Source organism: Streptosporangiales bacterium, assembly GCA_009379955.1.
In the GTDB taxonomy this organism is placed as follows: domain Bacteria; phylum Actinomycetota; class Actinomycetes; order Streptosporangiales; family WHST01; genus WHST01.
In genome coordinates this window covers 1-21,346 of the sequence record WHST01000115.1, presented here as the reverse complement: position 1 = coordinate 21,346, position 21,346 = coordinate 1, and the positions used below count along the sequence as shown (strand labels likewise).

Below are 21,346 nucleotides of genomic sequence, written 5' to 3'. Positions count from 1 at the left end.
GCCCCGCTCCGGAACCGTCCGCGCCGCCCGACTCCTCGCCGAGATCGGCGACAGCCGTGCCCGGTTCCCCACCCCCGAAGCACTCGCCTGCCTCGCCGGCGTCGCACCCTCGACCCGCCAATCCGGAAAGCTCAGATCCGTCGGCTTCCGCTGGGCATGCGACAAACAACTCCGAGACACCGTCACCGACTTCGCCGCCGACACCAGACACGTCAACCCCTGGGCAGCCAACCTCTACAACCGAGCCCGCACCAGAGGACACGACCACCCCCACACCGTGCGCATCCTCGCCCGCGCCTGGCTCCACATCATCTGGCACTGCTGGCAAGACCACATCGCCTACGACCCCACCAAACACAACGCACTCCAACGACTGCTCAACCCAAACCAGCAGGCGGCTTGACACACGGCTTCTCATGCCGGCGCCGTCCCGTAGTCGAGCACCGGCTCGGGTGCGACGTGCCGCAGGGAGTACGCGGCGAGCGCATCACGCAGCGGTCCGACGGCCTGCTCCGTCGCCCACAGCATGCGCAGGTCGTCCGCACCGCAGGACAGCCCCGCCGCGGCGAGCTGCGTGCGCCAGGCCGCCTCCAGCCGGGGGTCCGGGCTCGGGACCACCGCGCCACGAATCTCCTCGGGCACCGGCCGCTTCTCTCGCGTCACCAGCGACAGGCACACGTGCGTCATCTCGGCGCGCATGCGCAGCTCGCCGTCCACGAAGAAGTCGTGCCGCACGGTGAAGCTCGTCCGCCGCGCGGCCGACACGTACGTCCGCTGGAGGAACTCGTCGTGCGCCACCATCGGTCCGAGGTAGTCGATGCTGAGTGCGCGCGCCGGCGTGGAGAAGCCATCGTCCCGCGGCAGCACGAGCCCGAGCGCCGTCAGCAGGTCGGCCGAGGACTGCATCACCCACTGGGCCGGCGCCCCGAAGTACAGGACACCGGAAGCATCGGTGTGCGAGAGATAGACCTTGTCCTTGCGCTCGACGACCATGCCCGGTGGCTCTCGCCCGGTGCTGCTAGAGGCTCTGGACGAGGAAGAGGGAGTTACCGTCGGGATCGCGGAAGGCGACCATCCGCATGCGCCACTCCTGGACGGTGGCCGGCTCGCCCTCGAACTGAACCCCGCGATCCCGCAGCTCGGCGTACGTGGCGTCGACGTCCTCGACCGTGAAGGAGACGTGATCGAGCCCTCGCGGGTTGTCGACCAGCTCCGAGGACCGGCGGTCGCCGTCGGCGCCGTTGGTCGTCTGGAACACGTACAGGTACTGGTCGCCGACGTGGACCATCGCCGACGGCGGTTCCGACTCAACGTACAGCTCGACGTTCAGGCCGAGTCTGTCCTTAAAGAACCGTGCGGTCGCGTTGACGTCGCGCACCGCGACGCCGACGTTGTCGATGCGAGTGATGCCCATGGTCGAGAGTCCTCCCGTCGTTGCTAGCCGCGCTCGACGTGCGCGGCGATCTCGCCGCGCTCGTCGTCCATCCACCCGCGCTTGCGGGCGAAATCCACCATCTTCTCGACGCCCTCGCGCGCCGACGCGTCGCTCGCGTACGGCTCCTGGCCGAGCAGCCAGGCCGAGCTGACCCAGGCCTGGTCGTCGCTTTCCAGCCGCACCGGGCCGCCGGTCGAGCGGATCGCCTCCAGGTCCAGCCCTCGGTCGACGCTGAGCGAAAAGGACTTGAACTCGAGCGCGTCGAGGACCGAGGGCTCAGGACCGCCTGGGCCGGCAGCCATGCGGATCTGCATCTCAGCTCCTTCCGTTCACGAGAGCAACATGAAGACGCTCTTGGTCTCCGTGTAGGCGTCGATCGCCTGCGGGCCCAGCTCGCGCCCGTACCCGGACTGCTTGAAGCCGCCGAAGGACACGGTGCCGTCGAGGCCGACGAGGCCGTTGACCCAGACGATCCCGGCGCGGATCTCGCGCGCGAGCTGATGCGCCCGGCTGAGATCGCGCGTCCACACGTACGACGCGAGGCCGTAGTCGTTCTCGTTGGCGGTGTCGACCGCCTGCTCGAGCGTGTCGAAGGTGACGACGCCGACGACCGGGCCGAAGATCTCCTCGCGCGCGACACGCATGTCGTTGCGTACGGCGTCGAGCAGCGTCGGCGCGACGAAGTTGCCCGCGGCGAGTGCGCCGTCCGTCAAGCGCCTACCGCCCGTGACCACCTCGGTGCCCTCCTCGCGGCCGATCTCGATGTAGCCCATCACCCGGTCGAGCTGCGTCCGGGAGACGATCGGCCCGAGGTTGACGTCGGCCTCGAAGGCGCCGCCCACCTTGAGGCGGCCGATCTGGTCGGTCAGCCGCTCGACGAACTCGTCGTGACGCGCGCTCGAGACGAGCACGCGGGTGCCGGCGGTGCACACCTGCCCTGAGTTGTGGAACGCGGCGATGGCGCTCTGCGCGGCCGCGGCCTCGACGTCGGCGTCGTCCAGGATCACGTTGGCCGACTTGCCTCCCAGTTCCAGGGTCAGGCGCTTGAGGCCGGTGGCCGAGCGGCGGACGATCTCGCGCCCGGTCTCGGTCGAGCCCGTGAAGCTGATCTTGTCCACCAGCGGGCAGTCCACCAGCGCCGCGCCGGTCGTCGGCCCTCCGCCACAGACGACGTTGAGGACGCCTGGGGGCAACCCCGCCTCGAGCGCGAGCTCGGCCATGCGCAGCGCCGACAGTGGCGTCTCCTCGGCCGGCTTGAGGATCACGGCGTTGCCGCAGGCCAGCGCCGGCGCCGTCTTCCACGCGGCGATGACGATAGGGAAGTTCCAGGGCACGATCGCGCCGCAGACCCCGACCGGCTCGCGGAGGGTGTACGAGAAGACGCGCGAACGGGACGGGTTGATGTCGCCTGCGATCTTGGTCGGCCAGCCAGCGTAGTAGCGGAAGCAGTCGGCGGCCGCGCGCACGTCCTGGCGCGCGTGGGCGAGCGGCTTTCCCTGGTCGAGCGCCTCGAGCTCGGCGAGCTCGTCGGCATGGGCGTCGATCTTCTCCGCGATCGCGTGCAGCAGGTGCTCGCGCGCCGTCGGGCTGATCTTGCGGGTCCACGGCCCCCGCCACGCCGCGCGCGCGCTGCGAGCGGCCGCCTCGACGTCCGCCGCGCCGCCCTCGTAGACCGTCGCGAGCACATGGTTGGTGGCGGGGTCGAGGGTCTCGAACGTCGTGCCGTCAGCCGGCTCGCGCCACTGCCCGTCGATCAGGATCCCGAGTGACGTGCGCTCGAGGAATGCCGCGGTTGCGCCGGATACCGCCTCCGGCAGGTGCTCTACCACGCTCACGTTTCGCCTCCTAAGGGCCGCCGGGAGATCTCGCCGTCACGCCGTCGCTAGACCGCCTGCGCGACCCGCTCTTCTCGGTACGCGGACCCGGGGTCGGTCGAGACGCCGTCCACCTGCGGGAGCACCTCGCTGCCGAACAGGTGGAGCATCTCAAGGCTGATCTCGTAGCCGTGGGGCGCCCCGTAGTAGTCCATGATGATGAACTCCTCCACCCCGAGGTCCTCGTGCATGTTCCCGATCTGCTCGACGACCTGGTCCGGCGTGCCGTTGAAGTTGATCGGGTGCGGCAGGTTGAAGGGCGGGCAGCCGAAGTACTTCTCGTCCCACTCCTTCCACTCCTCGGTGCGGCGCCTGGCCTCGGCCTCGTCGCTGGCGATGGTGCAGCTGCCGCCCACGATCAGTCCCTCGCCGCGGCCGTAGGGGCGGCCCTCGTTCTCGGCGTGCTCGTGGTAGATGCGAAGCAGGCCCTTGTTAAGGTCCATGTTCGGTGCGAGCGACACGCAGGTCGCTCCCTGGGTCGCCCAGAACTTCTGCGTGGTCGCGCGGCCCGACATCGGGGCAAAGATGCGCGGATGCGGCGTCTGGTAGGGCCGCGGGGCGATGCCCAGCTCAAGCTGATTATCGTCGTCGTCGACGCCCTTGCCCCACTCCTTGGTCGGCGGGTACGGCCACTTGGTACCCGCCACCGGGAACTCCCAGAACTCGCCCTTGAACGAGAAGGTGTCCTGCGTCCACGCGAGCTTGATGACCTCCCAGGCCTCAATCAGCGCGCGGAGGTTGCGCTCGTCAGCCTCCGACTTGTCCGAGCGGGTCGCGCGCATGGCGATCTGCTGGCCGAAGGAGTCCACCCATCGGGGGGAGTTGCCGCGCGTGAAGCCGGCGAGCACCCGGCCCTTCGTCATCTGGTCGAGCTGCGCGACTTGGTCGGCGACCAGGAGCGGGTTGGCGACCGGCAGCACGTTGCCGAGCTGGCCGACCATGATCCGCTCGGTGTGCGACGCGACGAACAGGTCGAGCTGGATCGGGTTCGAGGTGATCTCGAGCGAACCCTCGATGTCCCCGTGCTGCTCGCTGAAGAAGATGCCCTCGAAGCCGTACTCCTCACAGACCTTGGCGTGCTCGATCGTCGCCTCGAGCGTCCGCTGGTACAGCTCGGTGCTCTGTCCCGCCATGGGCACGGGCTTCGAGATGTGCTCCCAAGGGTGGGGCATCGACAGGACGTAGAATCGCACGTTGGTCTCCCTCCGGTCTCGCCTCGAACGGCGGACGTCGAATTCAGTCGCTGTGCCGCTCCCGGGCGTCTCTCGGCAAGAAACCGGGTCGGCGAGCAAGCGCTAGTTTAGTCCATGAGACCGCCTTGTCAAGTGATTGGGCTAGCGCTTGCTCGCCATGGCGAACTTCCGCGGCCTGGCTGGCCGTCGACGGGCGGGCGGAACGCCCCTTCAGTCGCGCCGACGCAGGCCCTCGACGATGACGTCGACGAACAGGTCGGCGATCTCCTCCGGCGACAGGCGCCCGTCGGGCCGGTACCAGGTGTACGCCCAGTTGAGAGCCGAGAGGATCACGAGCACGGCGCCGCGGACGTCGACCGGCCCGAAGTCGCCCCGCTCGATCCCCTCTTCAACCACCTCCGCCAACTCCTGCTCGTACCGGCGGCGCAGCTCAACGATGTACTCGCGGCTCTCCTCGTCGAGTTTGTGCCACTCGTCGAAGTAGATGGTGACCGCGGCCTTCTCCTCCTGCTGCACACGCATGTGCGCGCGGCACATAGCCCGCAGCCGCTCCTCCGGCGTCTCGGAGCGGTCGCGCGCGTCCTCCACCCGCACCATGAGCGACTCGGCACAGGCGATCACGATCCGCCGGAGCACCTCTTCCTTGCTCTTGATGTGGCTGTACAGGCTCCCGCTCTGCACGCCCATCTCATTGGCGATCATCCTCACGGTGGTGCGCTCGTAGCCGTGCTCACTGAACAGCTTGGTGGCGGCGTCGAGCAGATCACCGTACCGCGACTGTACGCGGTCAGAGGCTTGCAGGGGGATACTACGGGTCAAGTCGTTGCCTCCGGTGTGAGGAACAGGAATGGTGAACGCTCCCCCGACGCAACACGCAGCAGCATAGTCGGCACCGCGGACGCTCGTGAGATCACTTCAGGACCGCGCTGACATGTAGACCGAACGCCCTTCCTGGGCGCGCACCCTGGCGGCGTCGGAGTCGCCGACCACGCGGCCCGCTTCGAGGAAGTACACCCAGTCAGCCACGCTGAGGGCGAGTTCCATGTTCTGCTCGACCAGCAGGATCGACATCCCGGCCTCGCGGATCCGCGTGACGGTCTCGGCCACGACGCGCGACATCGCCGGCGAGAGGCCGAGCATGGGCTCGTCGAGCAGCAGCAGTTTCGGGTCGCTCATCAGCGCGCGCCCAATCGCCAGCATCTGCTGCTCGCCGCCGCTCAGCGTGCCGGCGCGCTGGCGCAGGCGGTCGTGCAGGCGTGGGAAGACCTCGAGCGTGGACTCGAGCCGGTTGCGCCGGACGGCGCGGTCGCGCACGGTGTAGGCGCCGAGCTCGAGGTTCTCGCGCACGGACATGTCAGGGAAGACGTGGCGGCCCTCCGGCGAGTGCGCGACGCCACGCCGGACGATCGCGGCCGGGGACCGGCCGTCGATCCGCTGGCCGTCGAAGTCGACGTGACCACTGGACGGCCGCATCACCCCCGACGCGACGCGCAGCGTCGTCGTCTTGCCGGCGCCGTTCAGGCCGAGCAGCGCCACGATGCCGCCCTTCGCGACGCGCAGCGAGACGTCCGAGAGCGCCAGCGCCCCGCCGCCGTAGCGGGCGCTGATGCCCTCGATCCCCAGGATGTACTCAGTCTCGGACGGCAACGGACTCCTCCACGTGCTTCTGCCCCAGAAAGGCCTCCTGCACCAGCGGGTCGGCGAAGACCTGCGCCGGAGTGCCCTCGGCGATCATGCGACCGTCGTGAAGCGCGACGACGTGGTCGCACAGCGCCTCGATCATCGACACCCGGTGCTCGGTGATGATCACGCTCACCCCGCGCTCGCGGATCCGACGGATTATCGCGGTGAGCGCCTCGGTCTCCGCCTCGGTCATGCCGGCGGCGGGCTCGTCGACGGCGAGCAGCCGTGGCTCCGTGGCCAGCGCGACCGTCACACCGAGCGCCTTCTTGAGGCCGTAGGGCAGCGAGCCCGCCTGCACGCCGGCATGCTCGTGGAGGCCCACCATGTCGATCACCGCGCGGGCGCGCGCGGTGTCGCCGGTGCGCGCGCGCACCGGCAGCAGTGCGCGCCGCAGCGGATTCGCCGGGCGCTGAGCGCAGACCGCGACGAGCACGTTCTCGTAGACGGTCAGGTCCTCGAAGACGACGGAGGACTGGAACGCGCGTGCGATGCCCTTGCGCGCGATCCGGTGCGGCTTGGCGTGCGTGATGTCCTCGCCAGCGAAGACGATCGAGCCCTCATCCGGGCGCAGGAAGCCGGTGAGCAGGTTGAAAATGGTGCTCTTGCCCGACCCGTTGGGGCCCACGAGCCCGACGATCTGGCCGTGGCTGATCGTCAGCGACACGTCGTTGACGGCGGTGACGCCGTCGAAGCTGCGCCGCAGGCCCTCGGCCTCCAGCAGCGCCGCGCCGTTGCGCGACGGCGGCGGGGCGTCGGTCCCTGGGGCATCGGCCTTCACTGGCGCGGGCGCCGGCGCGAGCGCCGACTCCTTCGCCGAGGCAGCGCCGTCGTGGCCGGCGACGCGCGCGCGGACCGCGTCGACGGCTGTCGTGTAGAGCCCCCGCGGAGCGAGCATGATCACGAGCAGCAGCGTCAGCGCCGCGAACATCGCGTTCATCGGTGCCGACCAGTCGCTCAGCAGCGGGACGAGCGTGACGTAGATCGCGCCGAGCACCGACCCGATCAGGTAGCGCGGCCCGCCGATCATGACGTACAGCAGCGGCGCGAGCGAGACCCAGAGTCCGAAGGACGTCGGGTTGATCGCCTGCGTGTAGCTCGCGTACATGGCGCCGCCCACGCCCGCGATGGCGGCGCCCGCCACCAGCGCCAGCAGCAGGCTCAGGTACATGTTGATCCCTACCGCCTTGGCCAGGTCCTCGCGCGCTCCGACGGCGCGCAGCTCGAGGCCCCAGCGCGCGCGGTCGACCGCATACAGCGCCGCAAATGACACGACCGCGAGTCCGAGCGCCGCGTAGTACCAGTCGACCTCGTCGACGAGCGACTCGGGGGCCCCGACGCCGACGATGCCGGCGAAGCCGTTCGTCAGCGAGTCGAAGTTCTGCGTCAGCGACTGCATGACCACGTAGAAAGCGAACGTCATCAGGAAGAAGTACGCCCCGGCCGTCCGCAGGGCGGGAATGCCGACGAGCGCGGCGGCCACGGCGGCCACCGCGATCGCCGCGAGGATGCCGACGATCAGCGGCGCGCCGGCCTTGGTCGTCATGATCGCGAAGGCGTACGCGCCCAGCCCGTAGAAGGTCCCGTGGCACAGCGACGCGAGGCCACCGACGAGCAGCAGCCGGTAGCTCATCGCGAGCACCGCGGCGAGCGCGGTCAGGATCAGCATGTGGACGGTGTACGGGTCCACCATCGCCGGCAACCACACGAGCAGCGCGAGCGTCGCCACGGTGGCGACGGCGCGCGCCAGCACGCCCCGGCCCGGCCGGGCCGAGTGCTCTCCGCCGGCGTGGGCGTCGGTGCGCTCAGGCATGCCGCGCTAATCCTTCGGGCCGGAGGACGAGGACGACCATTGCGAGCAAGAAGCTGACCGCGACGGCTCCTGGGGCGCTCCAGTAGGTCGTGGCGATGCTCTGGGTGATGCCGATCAACAGCGCGGCGGCGAAGGTGCCGCCCACGCTCCCCATGCCGCCGAGGATCACGACGACGAAGGCCGAGAGGAGCGGCGCGTCGCCCATGGTCAGCGAGATCGACTGCAGCGGCGCGACCAGGCCGCCGGCGATGCCGGCCAACCCGGCGCCGATTCCGAAGGCGAGCGGCCCGAGCGTGCGCACCCTGATGCCCTGGAGCTCCGCCGCGATGCGGTCCTGCTGCATCGCGCGGATCGCGCGCCCGAGCCGCGTGTATCTGATGAAGGCGTAGACGCCGTAGCACAGCGAGCAGGCGACGGCCACGACGAAGAGGCGGTGATGCGAGATCACCACGCCGCCGAGCTCCACGCGGCCGTTCAGCGGCGAGTCGAGCGCCTGGGGGTCGCCTGGGAGGACGTAGGTGAGGGCGTTCTGGAGCAGCACCATCACCGCGATGCCAGCGATCGCGCCCTCGAGCACCTTGCCGTGGAGGCGGTTGAAGATCCCGATCTCGAGCAGGACGCCGGCCAACCCCAGCAGCGCCATGGCCGCGAGCAGCGCCGCGTAGTAGGGGACGCCGTGCGTCGTCAGGTACCAGACGATGTACGCACCCATCAGGAAGAGCACCCCGTGGGCGAAGTTAATGACCTGCAGGATCCCGAAGATCAGCGTGAGCCCGATCGCGACGACCGCCAGCAGGGCCCCCGACACGATCCCGTTCGGGATCACCTGGACGAATATGGACAAGTGAGTCTCCTCGAGAGGCGGGGAGGCCGCCAGCGCGGCCTCCCCATCTCAAGTCTCGTCGATCAGGACCCGGTCGTCGCCTGGATCAGCTTGCCGCCCTTGACCTCGCACACCGGGTAGGGCACGTCGAACGCTCGGGGGAGGCCGTTGACCACGGTCCCGTAGCTGAGCGAGGGGGCGCCACCAGCGGTGGCGCCGTCGACTGTGATGGCATCCCCACCGAGCACCTCGGCCACCGCCTTCGTGTCGAGCGACTGCGCCTCCTCGATGGCCTTCGCTAGGAGCCGGACGGCGTCGTAGTTCTGGGCGGCCCACCACTGGACCTCCATGCCGGCCTTCTCCTCGAACGCGCTGGCGAAGTTCTTCGCGACGTCCGTGGTCGGCTCGAGCTGACACGGCGACGAGAGCGACGCCTGCAGCGGCTTGGGGCCGGTGGCGTCGATCGTGGTCTCGAAGTGCAGGACGTCCGGGAAGATGTACGGACCGTTGAAGCCCTGCTGGCCGCCCTCCTTGACGATCCCGATGTACAGCGCCTCGGGCGACGGACCGACGTCAACCGCGTCCGGGTCGCCGTTGAGTACCTTCGTCATCAGCGGCGCGAGGTCCTGCGTCGAGCGGTCGATGAAGTGCATCTGGGTCTCGAAGCCGAGCTCGCGAGCGTACTGCTCCGAGCGCTCGGCGTTGGTGTGCCCGGCCTCGTCGTCCGGATAGATCATCGCGAGCTTCTTCGCGTTGGGGTCGGACTCCTGGAGGTACGTGAGCGACGCCTTCAGCGAGGTCGGGACATCGAAGTAGGGGCGGAAGGTCAGCAGATGCTCCTCTCCGAGGAACGTGTCGCCGCCGCACGCGCAGATCAGCAGGACGTTCCTGCGCTCGGTGAGTGGCTGCACCGCCGCGACCGTGCCGGCGCCGAGGTTCTCGAGGAACTGGACATTGTCCTTGGTGAGCGCCTCCTGCGCAGCCGACGCCGCCTTGGTGGGGTCGTAGGCCGAGTCATAGGTCAAGAGCTCGAACTTGTATGTCGTGTCGTCGACCTTGATGCCGGTCTTGTTGACCTCTTCGATGCCGAGCTCGACCGCGGCCTTCTCCGCCGTGCCCCAGCTCGCCGTCGAGCCCGAGAACGCCGATATCAGCCCATACTTGATCGTGCCGGTGTCGCCACCACCACCACCGGCCGGCGCCCCGTCGTCGCCGCCACAACCCGTGAACACTGCCGCCGCAACAACCACGGCGGCAGTGAGGAACCTACGAGCTACGCTCGCCATCTCCAACCCCACTCCTTCGTCCGACGGTAAGGACCCGACGGCAAGCCCCTCTAAGGCCGGCCAACCAAGCAAGCGCTAGCTTAGAGCGTCGGCAGCCATACGTCAAGATCCCGAACGCACCGATTGACCTGCATGCTCCGCCGCCTCCGTCGGGTGCTCCGCTAGGGCGGAGACCGTCACGTCGAGCCATGGGAAGAGCGGCAGCGATGCCACGAGCGCGTGCAGCTCAGAGCCGTCGCGCGCCTCCCAGACGCCCACGTTGGCGGTCCGCCCCGGCAGCCGCCAGATGCGGACGATCGCGCCCGCCTCGAGCAGTTCGCGCGACCGGGCCGCCTCGGCGACGCGCAACTCCGCCAGCCTACCCGGGTCCACGTCAGGCGGCAGGTTGACCTGCATCTCGACGAGGAACTCCACGGGCTCAGACGTCGAAAAGGTAGTCGGTCGCGTACGCGCGCTGGCGCGTGCCGGCCGCCGCAGCGCCCAGGACCAGCACGTCGTTCGTGCGGACGTACTGCGTCCCGGCCATGCGGCCGGTCCGCGCGACGCTCGACATGTCGAGCCGTCCGTCGACGATCAGCTCGTCCACCACGTCGATCGCGATGACCTGGCCGATGACCAGGTGCGTCTCGCCGCCACCGCATTCGATCACCCGCTCGAGCGTGCACTCGAAGCTCACGGGCGACTCTGCCAGCCGCGGCGCCTTGACCGCCGTGGACGGGACCGCCGTGAGGCCGCACTGCGTGAACTCGTCCACCTCGGGCGCCCAGTCAGCGGACGTGTCGACCATCTTCTGCTCGATGTCGTACGTGACGATGTTGTAGACGAACTCGCCGGTGTCTTGGACGTTCCTGAGGGTGTCCTCCTTGTCGTGGAGGCGGCCCGGGAGCCGGAAGGTCGTGAACGCCAGCATCGGTGGGTCCGTCGAGACGACGGTGTTCCAGCTGAACGGCGCGATGTTCTCTACGCCGTCCGCCCCGACGGTCGAGACGAAGGCGATCGGGCGCGGGACCATCGCCCCCGTGAGCAGTTTGTAGGACGCGAGGTTCTCGAGCTCCCCCGGATTGCGCAGGATCATGTCGTCGCGCCCGAGAGTGGCATCCCGTCGGCCGTGATCGGAAGGCTGGGACTCATCAGGTACAGCTCGGAGCAGCGGATGTGCTCGTCCAGGCCGATGCGGCCGACGGCACGGTAGGCGGTCTGCTCGATCTTGCCCCCGTGCTCGTCGAAGAGGTCCTCGCGCACGTGGAAGGCGACGACGGCGCCGATCACGACGTACCGGTTGCCGACCGAGAAGATGTCGAGCACCCGGCACTCGAGTTGCGTCGGCGACTCCTTGACCCGGGGTGAGCCGACCTGCGTCGACGGGATCGCGGTGAGCCGGGCGCGCTGGAGGGCGCTCGAGTCAGGGTCGCGCGGCCCTTCGATGATGGCCAGCGCCGGGGCGAGCGCCTCATCGACCCCGTTGAGCACGAAGTCGCGATTGGCGCGCAGGTGGTCGAGCAGCTCGCCGCCGCGCCACTCCTCGGCCTCGGGGTCGATCGAGAAGTACTGGGTGGGCGGATACGAGCACGCGGACGAGTACCACTCCGTCACGTACAGGTGCGTGATGCCGAAGCGCCCGGTGGTCGAGACGATGGCCAGCGGCCGCGGCCCGATCGCCTGACGGAACAGCGCGTCGAGCTGCTTCGCGCTCATGTCGTCGGGGCGTAGAACTGTCATGGCGCCTTCTGCAGGACGCCCGTCTTGAGCATGGTGCGGGACGTGTCCATGTAGCTGCGCTCGCGCGTGACGTGCTCGCCCTCGAACTCGTAGACCGTCGCCGCGTTGAGCCGGACGGAGTTGCCGCTCGCCGGGCGGCCCATGAACTCGCCGTCGTGCGTCGCGACGCACGACCACTCCTCGATCACCTTGTCGCCCGGGAGCTCGGCGCGGTGGTGGACGGTGTAGCTGACGTCCGGGAACGACCGCCGGAACGACTCCATGTGCTCGCGCACCGCGTCGCGGCCGTGCAGCTCGAGCCCGGAGAGGTCGACCGTGGCGTCAGCCGCGTAGATTTCCGCCGCGTGTCCGAAATCCGAGCGCTGCATGTCGTCCCAGAACTGCGCGAGGCGCGCTGCGCGTCCATTCACCATGAGCCCACGGCCTCCTCGAAGCCCGGCGACTGGCGGGACTCGTGGTAGTGGAGGACCTTCCACTCGCCGTCGCGCTTGCGGAGTACGAACGACTGGCGCACCTGGCCGTCGTAGACGAACGGGCGCTTGTGCAGCGCCAGGCGGCACCAGAAACGGTTGTGCACGAGCGCGTAGTTGTCCTCGAGCAGCTCGGCTCGGAACTCGAGCGTCTTGACGTCGCGGAGGGCGCGGACGACTTGTGGAACGTGGTCGAAGTAGGCCTTGACCCCGTCGAGGCCCTTCACGTCCGTGCCGATCTCCTCCGGCTGGTAGACGATCCGGTCGCCGTACTCCTGATCCCACACGGACATGAACATGTCCGTGTCGTGCGTGGCGAAGGCCTTGGCGAAGCAGCGGATCACCGCGACGACCGCCTTCTCCTCCGGCGACGGCTCGGGTCGCTCACGTCGGGAGTCGGTCTTCTCGGCCTGTGCTGATGACATCGTGCCCACTGCCTTTCTGTTCAGGTCACGCGACGCGAGCGCCGGCGGCCTCGCGGTCCCACGTGTGCTCCGTGATCCCGAGCTTCCGCAGCTCGGCCTTGCGGATCTTCTCCGTGGGGGTCTTGGGAAGGGAGTCGACGAACTCGATGTAGCGCGGCACCATGAATCGCGGCATCCGCTCGGTGCAGAACCGAGCGAGCACCTCCTCCGCGAGCTCGCGGCCCGGCTTGAGCACGACGGCGACCTTGACCTCCTCCTCGCCCACGTCGGAGGTGACGGGGATGGCGGCCGACTCCATCACGTCGTCATGCTGGTTGACGATGAGCTCGACCTCGACCGAGGAGATGTTCTCCCCGCGGCGGCGGATTACGTCCTTGAAGCGGTCGACGAAGTAGAAGTTGCCGTCCTCGTCGCGGCGGAAGCCGTCACCGGTGTGAAGCCACTGGTTGCGCCACGCCTCGACCGTCTTCTCGGGCTCCTTGTAGTAGCCCGCCATCAGTCGCCACGGGCGGTCGCAGCGGACGACGAGCTCACCCACCCCGCCGTGCGGGACCTCCTCGTCGTTGTCGTCGACCACGCGGCAGTCGTAGCCGGGGCGCGCGCGGCCGCAGCTCTTGTTGTCGAAGAGGTCGTAGCCGGTCGTGGCGATCGGGGAGCTGATTTCGGTCTGGTTGAAGATCGTGCGCACCCGGACCCCGAAGCGCTCCTTGAACGCCTCGACCTCCGGGATCAGCGGGATCATCAGGATCTTGTCCGCCGGGTTGTCGCGGTCGTCGGGCCGCGGCTCCTGCCGGAAGATGAAGTTGGCCATCGCGCCGAGCAGCGCCACAACGTTGCAGTCGTAGCGCCGGATGTCGTCCCAGAACTCGGCCGTCGAGAAGCGCTCGCGGAAGACGGCGCGCCCGCCGACACCGAGCATCGCGCAGACCGCGACCTTGCCACCGACGTGGTACGGCGGCAGCACGGAGTAGTAGGCGTCGTCTGGGCCGAGCGTCTCCCAGGCGCCGATGCTCGTGACGTGCAGCTGGGCGTGGACGTTGAGCACGCCCTTGGAGAGGCCGGTCGTACCCGACGTGAAGACGATCGTCGACACGTCGTAGTACTGATGGCCGTCGAGCGCCTCGTCCTCGCCCGCGCCAGCGCCAGCGAGCAGGTCCGCCGCGAGGAGCTCCTCGAGCGGCAGGCCGGTGTCCGTGACCTCCTCGAGGACGACGACCTTCTCAAGGTTGCCGAAGCGGTCGAGCTCGGTGAGGCGCTCGAGGAAGCGCGGGTGGATGGTCATCATCCGCGCGCCGCTGACGTCGATCAGGTGGCTGAGCATCTGGCCGCGGTAGTCGTTGTGCACGGGGACCTCGGTCGCCCCGATGCCGTTGAGCGCGAACCAGATCTGCACGGAGCTGTTCGAGGCCGGCATCATCACGAGCACCTTGTCGCCGGGCTGCACGCCGGCCCCGCGGAGGCCAGCAGCCCACCGGCGCGTGCCGGCGAGAACCTCGCCGTAGGTCTGGGAGTCGCCGCCGACCTCTTGCAGGAAGACGCGGTCGGGATGCTCCTCGGCGCGGCGGCGCAGGAGCATCGGGAGGGTGACGTGCTCGTAGTCAGGCACCGCGTCGGTCGCCACGGAGCTCTCTCCTTTCGCTTTGGCCGCGCTCCCCCACGGAGCCGCGACCGGCACGGGGACAGCAGGCTAGTTCTCCGCCCCTCCATTGTCAAGCAAGCGCTTGCTTGCATCGATTCTCAGTCTAGCTGCCAGAGGCCAGGACGGCAACCGCATCGAGTTCGATCAGTGCGCCGCCGTAGAGGCCGCTGACGACCACGGTCGTGGCCGGCGGCGGCTCGAGTACGCCATGCTCGGCGAAGGCCCGTCTGCGCGCGTCGCGCCACCCCACGAAGTCCTCGTCGCGCACAAGGAAGGCGCGGACGAACGCGACCTCCTTGAGCGACGACCCCAGCGACTCGAGCAGTGTTGCCAGGCCGGCGAAGACGGCGTCCGCCTGTGCATCGAAGTCCCCGGGTGCGACAAGCGCGCCCGTCTCGTCAACCGCGAGCTGCCCGGCGACGTACGCGGTCGCCGCACCGGCACCGACGATCGAGACGTTGGTGTACTGGCCGACGGGCGGGGGCGCCCCTTCGGGATTCACGAAGCCGAGGGCCTGCATGCAAGCACCTCCCTGGTCAGGGGTTGCGGACGGGCAGCGTGTGGCCCATGCGTTCCGCCTTCGTCCGCAGGTAGCCCTCGTTGTGCCGGTTCGCCGGGAGCTCGAGCGGGATCTGGCCGGTCACCGCAGCCCGTGGCCCTCCAGCCCGTAGATCTTCTTTGGGTTGTTGGTGAGCAGGCGAATCGAGGACAAGCCGAGGTCGGCAAGGATCTGGGCGCCGATGCCGTAGTCGCGTAGATCGGCGGGCAGCCCCAGGCGCAGGTTCGCCTCGACGGTGTCCAGACCCTCCTCCTGGAGCTTGTAAGCGCACATCTTTGTCCAGCAGGCCAATGCCACGGCCTTCCTGGGACAGGTAGAGCACCACGCCCTCGCCTTGGCGCTCGATCCGGGCCATCGCCGACTCGAGCTGCTCGCCGCAGTCGCAGCGCAGCGAGTGGAAGACGTCGCCGGTGACGCACTCGGAGTGCACGCGCACGAGCACGTCCGGCTTGTCGACGACATCGCCCTTGACCACCGCGAGGTGATGCTTTCCATCGACCAGCGCACGATAGCCGACGGCCGTGAAGTGGCCGTAGGCGGTCGGCAGGTCGGTCGCCACCACGCGCTCGACCAGCCGGTCATGCCGGCGATGGTAGGCGATCACGTCCGCAACGGTCACCATCTTCAGCCCGTGGCGAGAGCAGAACTGCGTCAGGTCCGGCACGCGAGCCATCGTGCCGTCGTCGTTCATGACCTCGCAGATGACCCCGGCCGGATGCAGACCGGCCAAGCGCGCGAGGTCGACGGCCGCCTCAGTCTGGCCGGCGCGCTCAAGCACGCCGCCGCGCTTCGCCTTGAGCGGGAAGACGTGGCCGGGCTGGACGAGGTCGCGCGCCGACGTCGCGGGATGAACCGCGACCTGGACGGTGCGGGCGCGGTCTGCGGCGGAGGTGCCGGTCGTCACGCCTTCGCGCGCCTCGATGGAGACGGTGAAGGCGGTCTCGAACCGCGACTCGTTCTTGGCCGCCATGAGGTCGAGACCCAATTCGTCGCAACGCTCGCCCGTAAGGGCGAGGCAGATCAGGCCGCGGCCCTCCTTGGCCATGAAGTTGACGGACTCCGGGGTGGCGAGCTGCGCCGCCATCGTGAGGTCGCCCTCGTTCTCGCGATCCTCGTCGTCGACCACCACGACCATGCGGCCGGCGCGGATGTCAGCGAGCCCGTCCTCGACCGTCGCGAAGGGCGAGCCGGCCCGCGCCCGCGCCGCCGCGACGGGCGGTTCGGCCGCCACGGGCACGACGGAAAGATGGCTCGGATTCTCGGACGGGGCCGGTGTCATGCGCTTAAGCTAGCGCTTGCTTGGATACCTGTCCAGGGATACGCTTGGGACTGCAGCACGGCGCGCGAGCCATGGACTCGCGCGCTGCGAAGTGTCCCCACGCAAAGGAGAGTGCAGCGGTGGAGGTGGCAAGGCACAAGTGGACGCTCGCGGGGCTCCTCTCGCAGAGGGCGCAGGAGGCGCCCGACCGGCCCTTCGTGGACGTCGTCGGCGAGGCCGGGGACACCTTCGGCCAGGTGCATGCCGCGGCGCGGCGGTGGGCCGGGCTCGTCAGGGGCCTCGGGGTCGCGCCCGGCGAGTACGTCGCGACGATGCTCGCGCAGCCGCGGATGTCGCTGCACGGGTGGTTCGGGATCAACGCCGCCCGAGCGGGCGAGGTGCCTGTCCACCTTGACTATCGCGGCACGTACCTCGCGCACGTCCTCAACACGACCGGCGTGCGGGTCGCCATCGTCGACGACGGCTACGTCGAGCGCTTCGCGGAGATCGCCGACGAGGTCCCGTTGCTCGAGACACTCGTCGTCGCGGGCGACGCCGACGCTGCTCGCCGGTTGCCGTGGAGGGTCGTCGCGCTGGAGCCGGCGCTCGCCGTGGCCGACCCGGTCGACGAGTCGGCCACGCTCGGCCAGAGCGACATCTCGTGCGTCCTCTTCACCTCCGGCACCACCGGCGCCTCGAAGGCCGTCCTCATCCCCTACGGCCACATCCGCGCCAGCGTCGACGGCGCCTGGCCCCCGGGCGACCTCGGCCCGGGCGACGCCTACTACTCGATGCTGCCGCTCTACCACGTCGCCGCCAAGGTGGCAGTCGGCGCGATGTTGCAGGCGGGCGGCCGCGTAGTGCTCAAGCCGCGCTTCAGGACGGACGAGTTCTGGGCCGAAGTACGCGCGACCGGCTCGACGTGCGTGTGTCTGATGGGCTCGATGACCGGCTTCCTGCTCGACCAGCCGCCCCGCAGCGACGACCGCGACCATCCGCTCGAGAAGGCGCTGATCATTCCGCTGCCGCACCAGCTCGACGCCTTCCGCGAGCGCTTCGGCGTGCGCGTGCGGACGCTATACAACCAGACCGAGACCAGCGCTCCCCTGCGCTCGTCCGACTACGACACGCCGGACTACCGCGCGTGCGGCCGGCCGCGGCCCGGCGTCACCTGCCGCCTGGTCGACGAGAACGACGAGGAGGTCGCGCCGGGCGAGGTCGGCGAGCTGATCGTCCGCTGCGACGAGCCGTGGACGATGATGGCCGGATACCTCGGGATGGCCGAGAAGACGGTCGAGGCGTGGCGCAACCAGTGGATGCACACGGGCGATGCCTTCCGCATGGACGCAGCCGGCAACTACTACTTCCTCGACCGCATGAAGGACGCGATCCGCCGCCGCGGAGAGAACATCTCCTCGGTGGAGCTCGAGGCGAGCGTCTGTGAGCACCACGCAGTGCTGGAGTGCGCCGCGGTCGGCGTGGAGTCGGAGTACGAGGAGGAGGAGGAGGAGGTCAAGGTCATCGTCGTCCCCCAGTCGGGCGTCGAACTCGCGCCGGCCGACCTCGTGGAGTTCCTCACCGAGCGCGTCCCCCGGTTCATGGTCCCGCGCTACGTGGAAGTGGTGCCCGAGCTGCCGCGTACGCCCACCGCGAAGATCCGGAAGGTCGAGCTGCGCAAGCTCGGGATCACGGAGCGCACGTGGGACCGCGAGGCGCTGCGCCCGGCGCGCGGCAGGTGACGATGCGCGCCGGGGCCCTCGATGGCGTGCGCGTGCTCGACCTGAGCCGGCTGCTGCCCGGAGACTTCTGCTCGCTGCTGCTGGCGGACCTGGGCGCCGACGTCGTCAAGGTCGAAGACTGCGGGCACGGCGACTACGTCCGCTGGATGCCGCCGTATCGCGAGTCCGGTGCCGTCAGCACGCGCTCGGCGCTGTTCCTGGCGCTCAACCACAACAAGCGGTCGATCCGCGTCGACCTCAAGCACGAGCACGGCCGAGACGCGTTCCTGGCGCTCACCGCGGGCGCCGACGTCGTGTTGGAGTCGTTCCGGCCCGGCGTCATGGACCGGCTCGGAGTAGGCTACGACGCGCTTCGCCGGCGCAATCCGGGGCTGGTCTACTGCGCGATCAGCGGGTACGGGCAAGACGCGTCGGTGGTTGCGCGCCGGCCACGACCTAAACTACCTCGGGGTCACGGGGATGCTCGCCCTGTCCGGCGAGGAAGGTGGGCCGCCGGTCCAGCCGGCCGCGCAGATCGGCGACATCGGCGGCGCGCTAATGGCGGTGATCGGGATCCTCTCGGCGCTGCGCGCGCGACGGCTCCGGGGAGGGCCAACTCGTGGACGTCGCGATGGCCGACAACGTGCTGGCGTGGACCGTCCTGCACACGGCGCGCGGGCTGTTCGACGGCAACTTCCGGCGCGGCGATCTCGACCTCGGGGGCCGTCTGCTGTGCTACCGGCCGTACGCGTGCGCGGACGGATACGTCACGATCGCGGCGCTCGAACCGAAGTTCTGGGCCGCCTGGTGTCGCGGCATCGGCCGCGAGGATCTCGTCAGCGAGCAGTTCGCGCGACCCGGCACGCCGCCCCACCGCGAGGTGGAGGGCATCATGGCCGCGCGCACGCGCGCCGAGTGGGCGGCATTCAACGAGCAGCACGACTGCTGCCTCGAGCCGATTCTCGAGCTCGACGAAGCGCTCGCGTCGCCCCTCACGGCCGCCCGGGAGATGCTTATCGAAGTGCCGCACCCGAGCGGCCCGGTGGAGCGCCTCGGCGTGCCCATCAAGCTCTCCGCGACGCCGGCCGACCTGGCCCGGCGCCCAGCGCCTGCGCTCGGCGAGCACACCGAGCAGGTTCTCGCCGAAGCCGGGCTCTCCGGCGAGGCGATCGTCCGGCTCCTGGGGGCGGGCGCCGTCGCCGGTCCGGCTCACGAGGCCCTCGCGACGTATATGCCGCCCTAGCAATCGGCGCGGGACCCGGTCTGCCCGTATCACCGCGGCAGATGGCTGGGGTCGTCGTCGGGCAGCGGCGTGAAGGGCACCAGCACGCAGAGAGCCGCCGCCGCGAACGCGAGCGACCCCGCGATCGCCGCGCCGTGGCCAGCCCCGTCGATCGCCGCCCCGGCGAGCGGCGGGCCCGCGACCGAGCCGAGCGCCGCCCCGGTATACAGAACGCCAAGCACCGAACCGAGGCGGTCAACCCCAAAACGTGCGGCGACGACCGCGGGACTGAGGGCCACGAAGCCGCCGTAGCCCACGCCCAGCAGGCTCGCGAACAACAAGAGCATTGGGTAGCTGCCACCGGCGCCGGCCCAGACCGCGAAGCTCAGCGTCATCACCGCGAAGCAGGCTTTGTAGGTGCGCAGCAGCCAGCAGCCGGCGACCACGCCGAGCGCGAGGCGCCCGATTACGCTGCCGGTGCCAAGCGCGCCGATGAGCAGCGCCGCCAGGCCTGGGCTGATGCCGCGCTCCTGCACGTACGCCGGCAAGTGCACGAACGGGACGAACAAGGCAAGCGAGAGCAAGAGCATCGACACGTAGAGCCGGCGGTAGTCGGCCATGCGGAGCGCGTCGCGCAGGCGAACGCCCGGGCCGTTGTCCTTCGGCGGTGGCGGTTGGGCCACGACTGCACACCCGGCCAGCACGGCCGTTCCGCCGGCCGCCAGGACGCGGTATGTGTCGCGCCATCCGATCTCGGCCACCAACGCCGCCACGGCGGGCGGAACCGCCAGTGTCCCGAGCCCAATGCCGGTTACGGCGATCCCGAGCGCAAACGTCCGACGCTTCGTGTACCAACCACTGACCAGCGCGAGCATCGGCACGTAAGCACAAGCGACGGCGATGCCGACTCCGAGCCCGTAGCCTGCGAGCGCAACGCCGATGGAGTCAGCCTGCGCCGTCACGACCAACCCCGCGCCCATCGCCAGGGCGCCGACCAGTAGCACCCGACGTGGACCGAACCGGTCGGCCGCCGCCCCCGTAATCCCTCCGAGACCGAAATACGCGAACGAGGCGACGGAGAACAGTGTGGCCCCCGCCGCCCGGCCGACACCAAGGTCGGCGCGCAGCGATTCCACGACGGCACCGTAGCTATAGGCGATGCCGAAGGCGCTGAACATCGCGGCGAACGCGGCGGCGAGAATGATCCACGCCTGCCCAGGACGCACTTCCTGCGTGCCACCCCCGTAAGCGGCGTCGAACATGGAGAGCGGCGTGGCGGCGTGGCCCCTCATGCCATGACGCTAGCAAACGCTTGCTTGGCGGCCTAGGATGCGGCACCGAAGCTTTCCGACCTGCGAGTGCGCGGCCGGTGCTGGACAGGTGTCATCGCATGCTGATTGCTGACGATCAAATTGAGTCGCGTGGCGTCGACGGTCGCGTTGATGTCGGCCCAGGGCTGCGCATAAGTCGTTCGTCGGCAGTCCGCGTCGCCACCTGCCAGTGCAGGGATTCGAGGCTGGGCGGAATGTTCAATGGCGGAACCAACACGTCCACGGTGCCAGACAGTTGTCATCACTTGACACCAGCGTGACGCACTTCGTTTCTTCATCGCAGGCGAGCGGCGTCATCGGCCTACGCCCGACTCGGCTGCTCGTCGACGCCGGGCACCACGTGTCTGGGATGACGCGTACGCCGGGCAAAGCGCAACAACTCCAGGCGCTCGGCGCCGACTCCGTCGTGTGCGATGTCTTCGACCACGCGGCGCTGACCTCCGCCGTCTGCGAATTCGCGCCGGACGTGGAGTCGGCCGGGCGACGGGGGCCACACTGTTCTCCGTCGCCTCGTTCGCGTATTTCGGTCTCGGAGGGATTACGGGGGCGGCGGCCGACCGGTTCGGTCCACGTCGGGTGCTACTGGTCGGCGCCCTGGCGATGGGCGCGGGGTTGGTCGTGACCGCCGAGGATCAGGTGAAGCCGCATGTTCAAATGGGGGTCTCCTCGCGATTCGGTGGTGATTGTCCGCGTACGACCTCATGTCCATAGCGGGGTACGACCTCATGTCCAGAGATTTCGGCGCGTCGTAGCTGTGTTCGATGCGTGAGTGATCACCCTTCGGTTCGTCAGCGGCCAAGCAGACGACCGAAGGGTGACCGCTTTCGATGATCTTGGATCAGGAGGATTGGATGAACTTGCGTCGGTTCCGCGCCCTGCATAAGGAGGGTGTGAGCATCTC

20 protein-coding genes and 2 pseudogenes are annotated in these 21,346 nt (G+C 69.2%); 3 read left to right on the top strand and 19 right to left on the bottom strand.

Annotation, left to right across the window (positions count from 1 at the left end):
• On the top strand, positions 1-403 hold a 403-nt coding region (locus GEV10_25785), incomplete at its 5' end, for a transposase (GenBank protein MQA81841.1).
• A gap of 11 nt (positions 404-414) precedes the next feature.
• Here GEV10_25785 and GEV10_25780 read toward each other — a convergent pair.
• From GEV10_25780 to GEV10_25695, 18 genes and pseudogenes are all read right to left on the bottom strand, one after another.
• A complete protein-coding gene (locus GEV10_25780) occupies positions 415-993 on the bottom strand; it encodes a hypothetical protein (GenBank protein ID MQA81840.1) in 579 nt (192 codons plus the stop codon).
• 25 nt (positions 994-1,018) lie between these two features.
• Positions 1,019-1,414 carry a VOC family protein gene (locus GEV10_25775; protein ID MQA81839.1) on the bottom strand — a complete coding sequence of 132 codons (396 nt, stop codon included), beginning with the start codon at positions 1,412-1,414 and terminating at the stop codon, positions 1,019-1,021.
• Between the two features lie 23 nt (positions 1,415-1,437).
• Positions 1,438-1,749, bottom strand: a complete 312-nt coding sequence (locus tag GEV10_25770; protein MQA81838.1) for a hypothetical protein — start codon at positions 1,747-1,749, stop codon at positions 1,438-1,440.
• Between the two features lie 15 nt (positions 1,750-1,764).
• The gene (locus GEV10_25765) at positions 1,765-3,252 is read right to left on the bottom strand and encodes an aldehyde dehydrogenase family protein (GenBank protein MQA81837.1); all 1,488 of its coding nucleotides are present in this window, start codon (positions 3,250-3,252) and stop codon (positions 1,765-1,767) included.
• A gap of 65 nt (positions 3,253-3,317) precedes the next feature.
• Positions 3,318-4,502, bottom strand: a complete 1,185-nt coding sequence (locus tag GEV10_25760) for an LLM class flavin-dependent oxidoreductase (protein MQA81836.1) — start codon at positions 4,500-4,502, stop codon at positions 3,318-3,320.
• Between the two features lie 210 nt (positions 4,503-4,712).
• Entirely contained in the window at positions 4,713-5,351 is a 639-nt protein-coding gene (locus GEV10_25755) for a TetR family transcriptional regulator (GenBank protein MQA81835.1), read from the bottom strand.
• Positions 5,352-5,417: 66 nt separating this feature from the next.
• Complete coding sequence (locus GEV10_25750; GenBank protein ID MQA81834.1) at positions 5,418-6,128, bottom strand: ATP-binding cassette domain-containing protein; 711 nt, start codon at positions 6,126-6,128, stop codon at positions 5,418-5,420.
• Positions 6,129-6,132: 4 nt separating this feature from the next.
• Entirely contained in the window at positions 6,133-7,995 is a 1,863-nt protein-coding gene (locus GEV10_25745) for an ATP-binding cassette domain-containing protein (protein ID MQA81833.1), read from the bottom strand.
• A complete protein-coding gene (locus GEV10_25740) occupies positions 7,988-8,872 on the bottom strand; it encodes a branched-chain amino acid ABC transporter permease (GenBank protein ID MQA81832.1) in 885 nt (294 codons plus the stop codon). Before GEV10_25740 ends, GEV10_25745 begins: the two co-directional genes overlap by 8 nt.
• A gap of 29 nt (positions 8,873-8,901) precedes the next feature.
• Positions 8,902-10,104, bottom strand: coding sequence for an ABC transporter substrate-binding protein (locus GEV10_25735; protein ID MQA81831.1), 1,203 nt, complete (start codon positions 10,102-10,104; stop codon positions 8,902-8,904).
• A gap of 102 nt (positions 10,105-10,206) precedes the next feature.
• Positions 10,207-10,518 (bottom strand): muconolactone delta-isomerase, encoded by a 312-nt coding sequence (locus tag GEV10_25730; protein MQA81830.1) that lies wholly within the window; start codon positions 10,516-10,518, stop codon positions 10,207-10,209.
• A gap of 4 nt (positions 10,519-10,522) precedes the next feature.
• Complete coding sequence (locus tag GEV10_25725) at positions 10,523-11,179, bottom strand: flavin reductase family protein (GenBank protein MQA81829.1); 657 nt, start codon at positions 11,177-11,179, stop codon at positions 10,523-10,525.
• Positions 11,176-11,823, bottom strand: a complete 648-nt coding sequence (locus GEV10_25720; protein MQA81828.1) for a hypothetical protein — start codon at positions 11,821-11,823, stop codon at positions 11,176-11,178. Before GEV10_25720 ends, GEV10_25725 begins: the two co-directional genes overlap by 4 nt.
• Positions 11,820-12,236, bottom strand: a complete 417-nt coding sequence (locus tag GEV10_25715) for a hypothetical protein (GenBank protein ID MQA81827.1) — start codon at positions 12,234-12,236, stop codon at positions 11,820-11,822. The genes GEV10_25720 and GEV10_25715 overlap by 4 nt, the downstream gene beginning before the upstream one ends.
• The gene (locus GEV10_25710; GenBank protein MQA81826.1) at positions 12,230-12,718 is read right to left on the bottom strand and encodes a hypothetical protein; all 489 of its coding nucleotides are present in this window, start codon (positions 12,716-12,718) and stop codon (positions 12,230-12,232) included. The genes GEV10_25715 and GEV10_25710 overlap by 7 nt, the downstream gene beginning before the upstream one ends.
• Positions 12,719-12,743: 25 nt before the next feature.
• The gene (locus GEV10_25705; protein ID MQA81825.1) at positions 12,744-14,339 is read right to left on the bottom strand and encodes an AMP-binding protein; all 1,596 of its coding nucleotides are present in this window, start codon (positions 14,337-14,339) and stop codon (positions 12,744-12,746) included.
• A 121-nt stretch (positions 14,340-14,460) separates the two neighbouring features.
• The gene (locus GEV10_25700; GenBank protein ID MQA81824.1) at positions 14,461-14,877 is read right to left on the bottom strand and encodes a RidA family protein; all 417 of its coding nucleotides are present in this window, start codon (positions 14,875-14,877) and stop codon (positions 14,461-14,463) included.
• A gap of 16 nt (positions 14,878-14,893) precedes the next feature.
• Positions 14,894-16,195: pseudogene (locus tag GEV10_25695) on the bottom strand (bifunctional 3,4-dihydroxy-2-butanone-4-phosphate synthase/GTP cyclohydrolase II).
• A gap of 71 nt (positions 16,196-16,266) precedes the next feature.
• Here GEV10_25695 and GEV10_25690 point away from each other — a divergent pair.
• Both GEV10_25690 and GEV10_25685 read left to right on the top strand, forming a co-directional pair.
• Positions 16,267-17,913, top strand: coding sequence for an AMP-binding protein (locus tag GEV10_25690; protein ID MQA81823.1), 1,647 nt, complete (start codon positions 16,267-16,269; stop codon positions 17,911-17,913).
• 2 nt (positions 17,914-17,915) lie between these two features.
• A pseudogene (locus tag GEV10_25685) lies at positions 17,916-19,135 on the top strand (CoA transferase).
• Positions 19,136-19,164: 29 nt separating this feature from the next.
• On the opposite strand, the gene GEV10_25680 reads toward GEV10_25685, so the two are convergent.
• Entirely contained in the window at positions 19,165-20,406 is a 1,242-nt protein-coding gene (locus tag GEV10_25680; GenBank protein ID MQA81822.1) for an MFS transporter, read from the bottom strand.
• Positions 20,407-21,346 lie beyond the last annotated feature (940 nt).

What these genes read in the sequence shown, in the direction of transcription:
- GEV10_25780 (MQA81840.1), bottom strand. Translation starts at nt 993, where the DNA reads ATGGTCGTCGAGCGCAAGGACAAGGTCTATCTCTCGCACACCGATGCT.
- GEV10_25775 (MQA81839.1), bottom strand. Translation starts at nt 1,414, where the DNA reads ATGGGCATCACTCGCATCGACAACGTCGGCGTCGCGGTGCGCGACGTC.
- GEV10_25770 (MQA81838.1), bottom strand. Translation starts at nt 1,749, where the DNA reads ATGCAGATCCGCATGGCTGCCGGCCCAGGCGGTCCTGAGCCCTCGGTC.
- GEV10_25745 (MQA81833.1), bottom strand. Translation starts at nt 7,995, where the DNA reads ATGCCTGAGCGCACCGACGCCCACGCCGGCGGAGAGCACTCGGCCCGG.
- GEV10_25735 (MQA81831.1), bottom strand. Translation starts at nt 10,104, where the DNA reads ATGGCGAGCGTAGCTCGTAGGTTCCTCACTGCCGCCGTGGTTGTTGCG.
- GEV10_25725 (MQA81829.1), bottom strand. Translation starts at nt 11,179, where the DNA reads ATGATCCTGCGCAATCCGGGGGAGCTCGAGAACCTCGCGTCCTACAAA.
- GEV10_25720 (MQA81828.1), bottom strand. Translation starts at nt 11,823, where the DNA reads ATGACAGTTCTACGCCCCGACGACATGAGCGCGAAGCAGCTCGACGCG.
- GEV10_25715 (MQA81827.1), bottom strand. Translation starts at nt 12,236, where the DNA reads ATGGTGAATGGACGCGCAGCGCGCCTCGCGCAGTTCTGGGACGACATG.
- GEV10_25710 (MQA81826.1), bottom strand. Translation starts at nt 12,718, where the DNA reads ATGTCATCAGCACAGGCCGAGAAGACCGACTCCCGACGTGAGCGACCC.
- GEV10_25700 (MQA81824.1), bottom strand. Translation starts at nt 14,877, where the DNA reads ATGCAGGCCCTCGGCTTCGTGAATCCCGAAGGGGCGCCCCCGCCCGTC.
- GEV10_25690 (MQA81823.1), top strand. Translation starts at nt 16,267, where the DNA reads ATGGACTCGCGCGCTGCGAAGTGTCCCCACGCAAAGGAGAGTGCAGCG.
- GEV10_25680 (MQA81822.1), bottom strand. Translation starts at nt 20,406, where the DNA reads ATGAGGGGCCACGCCGCCACGCCGCTCTCCATGTTCGACGCCGCTTAC.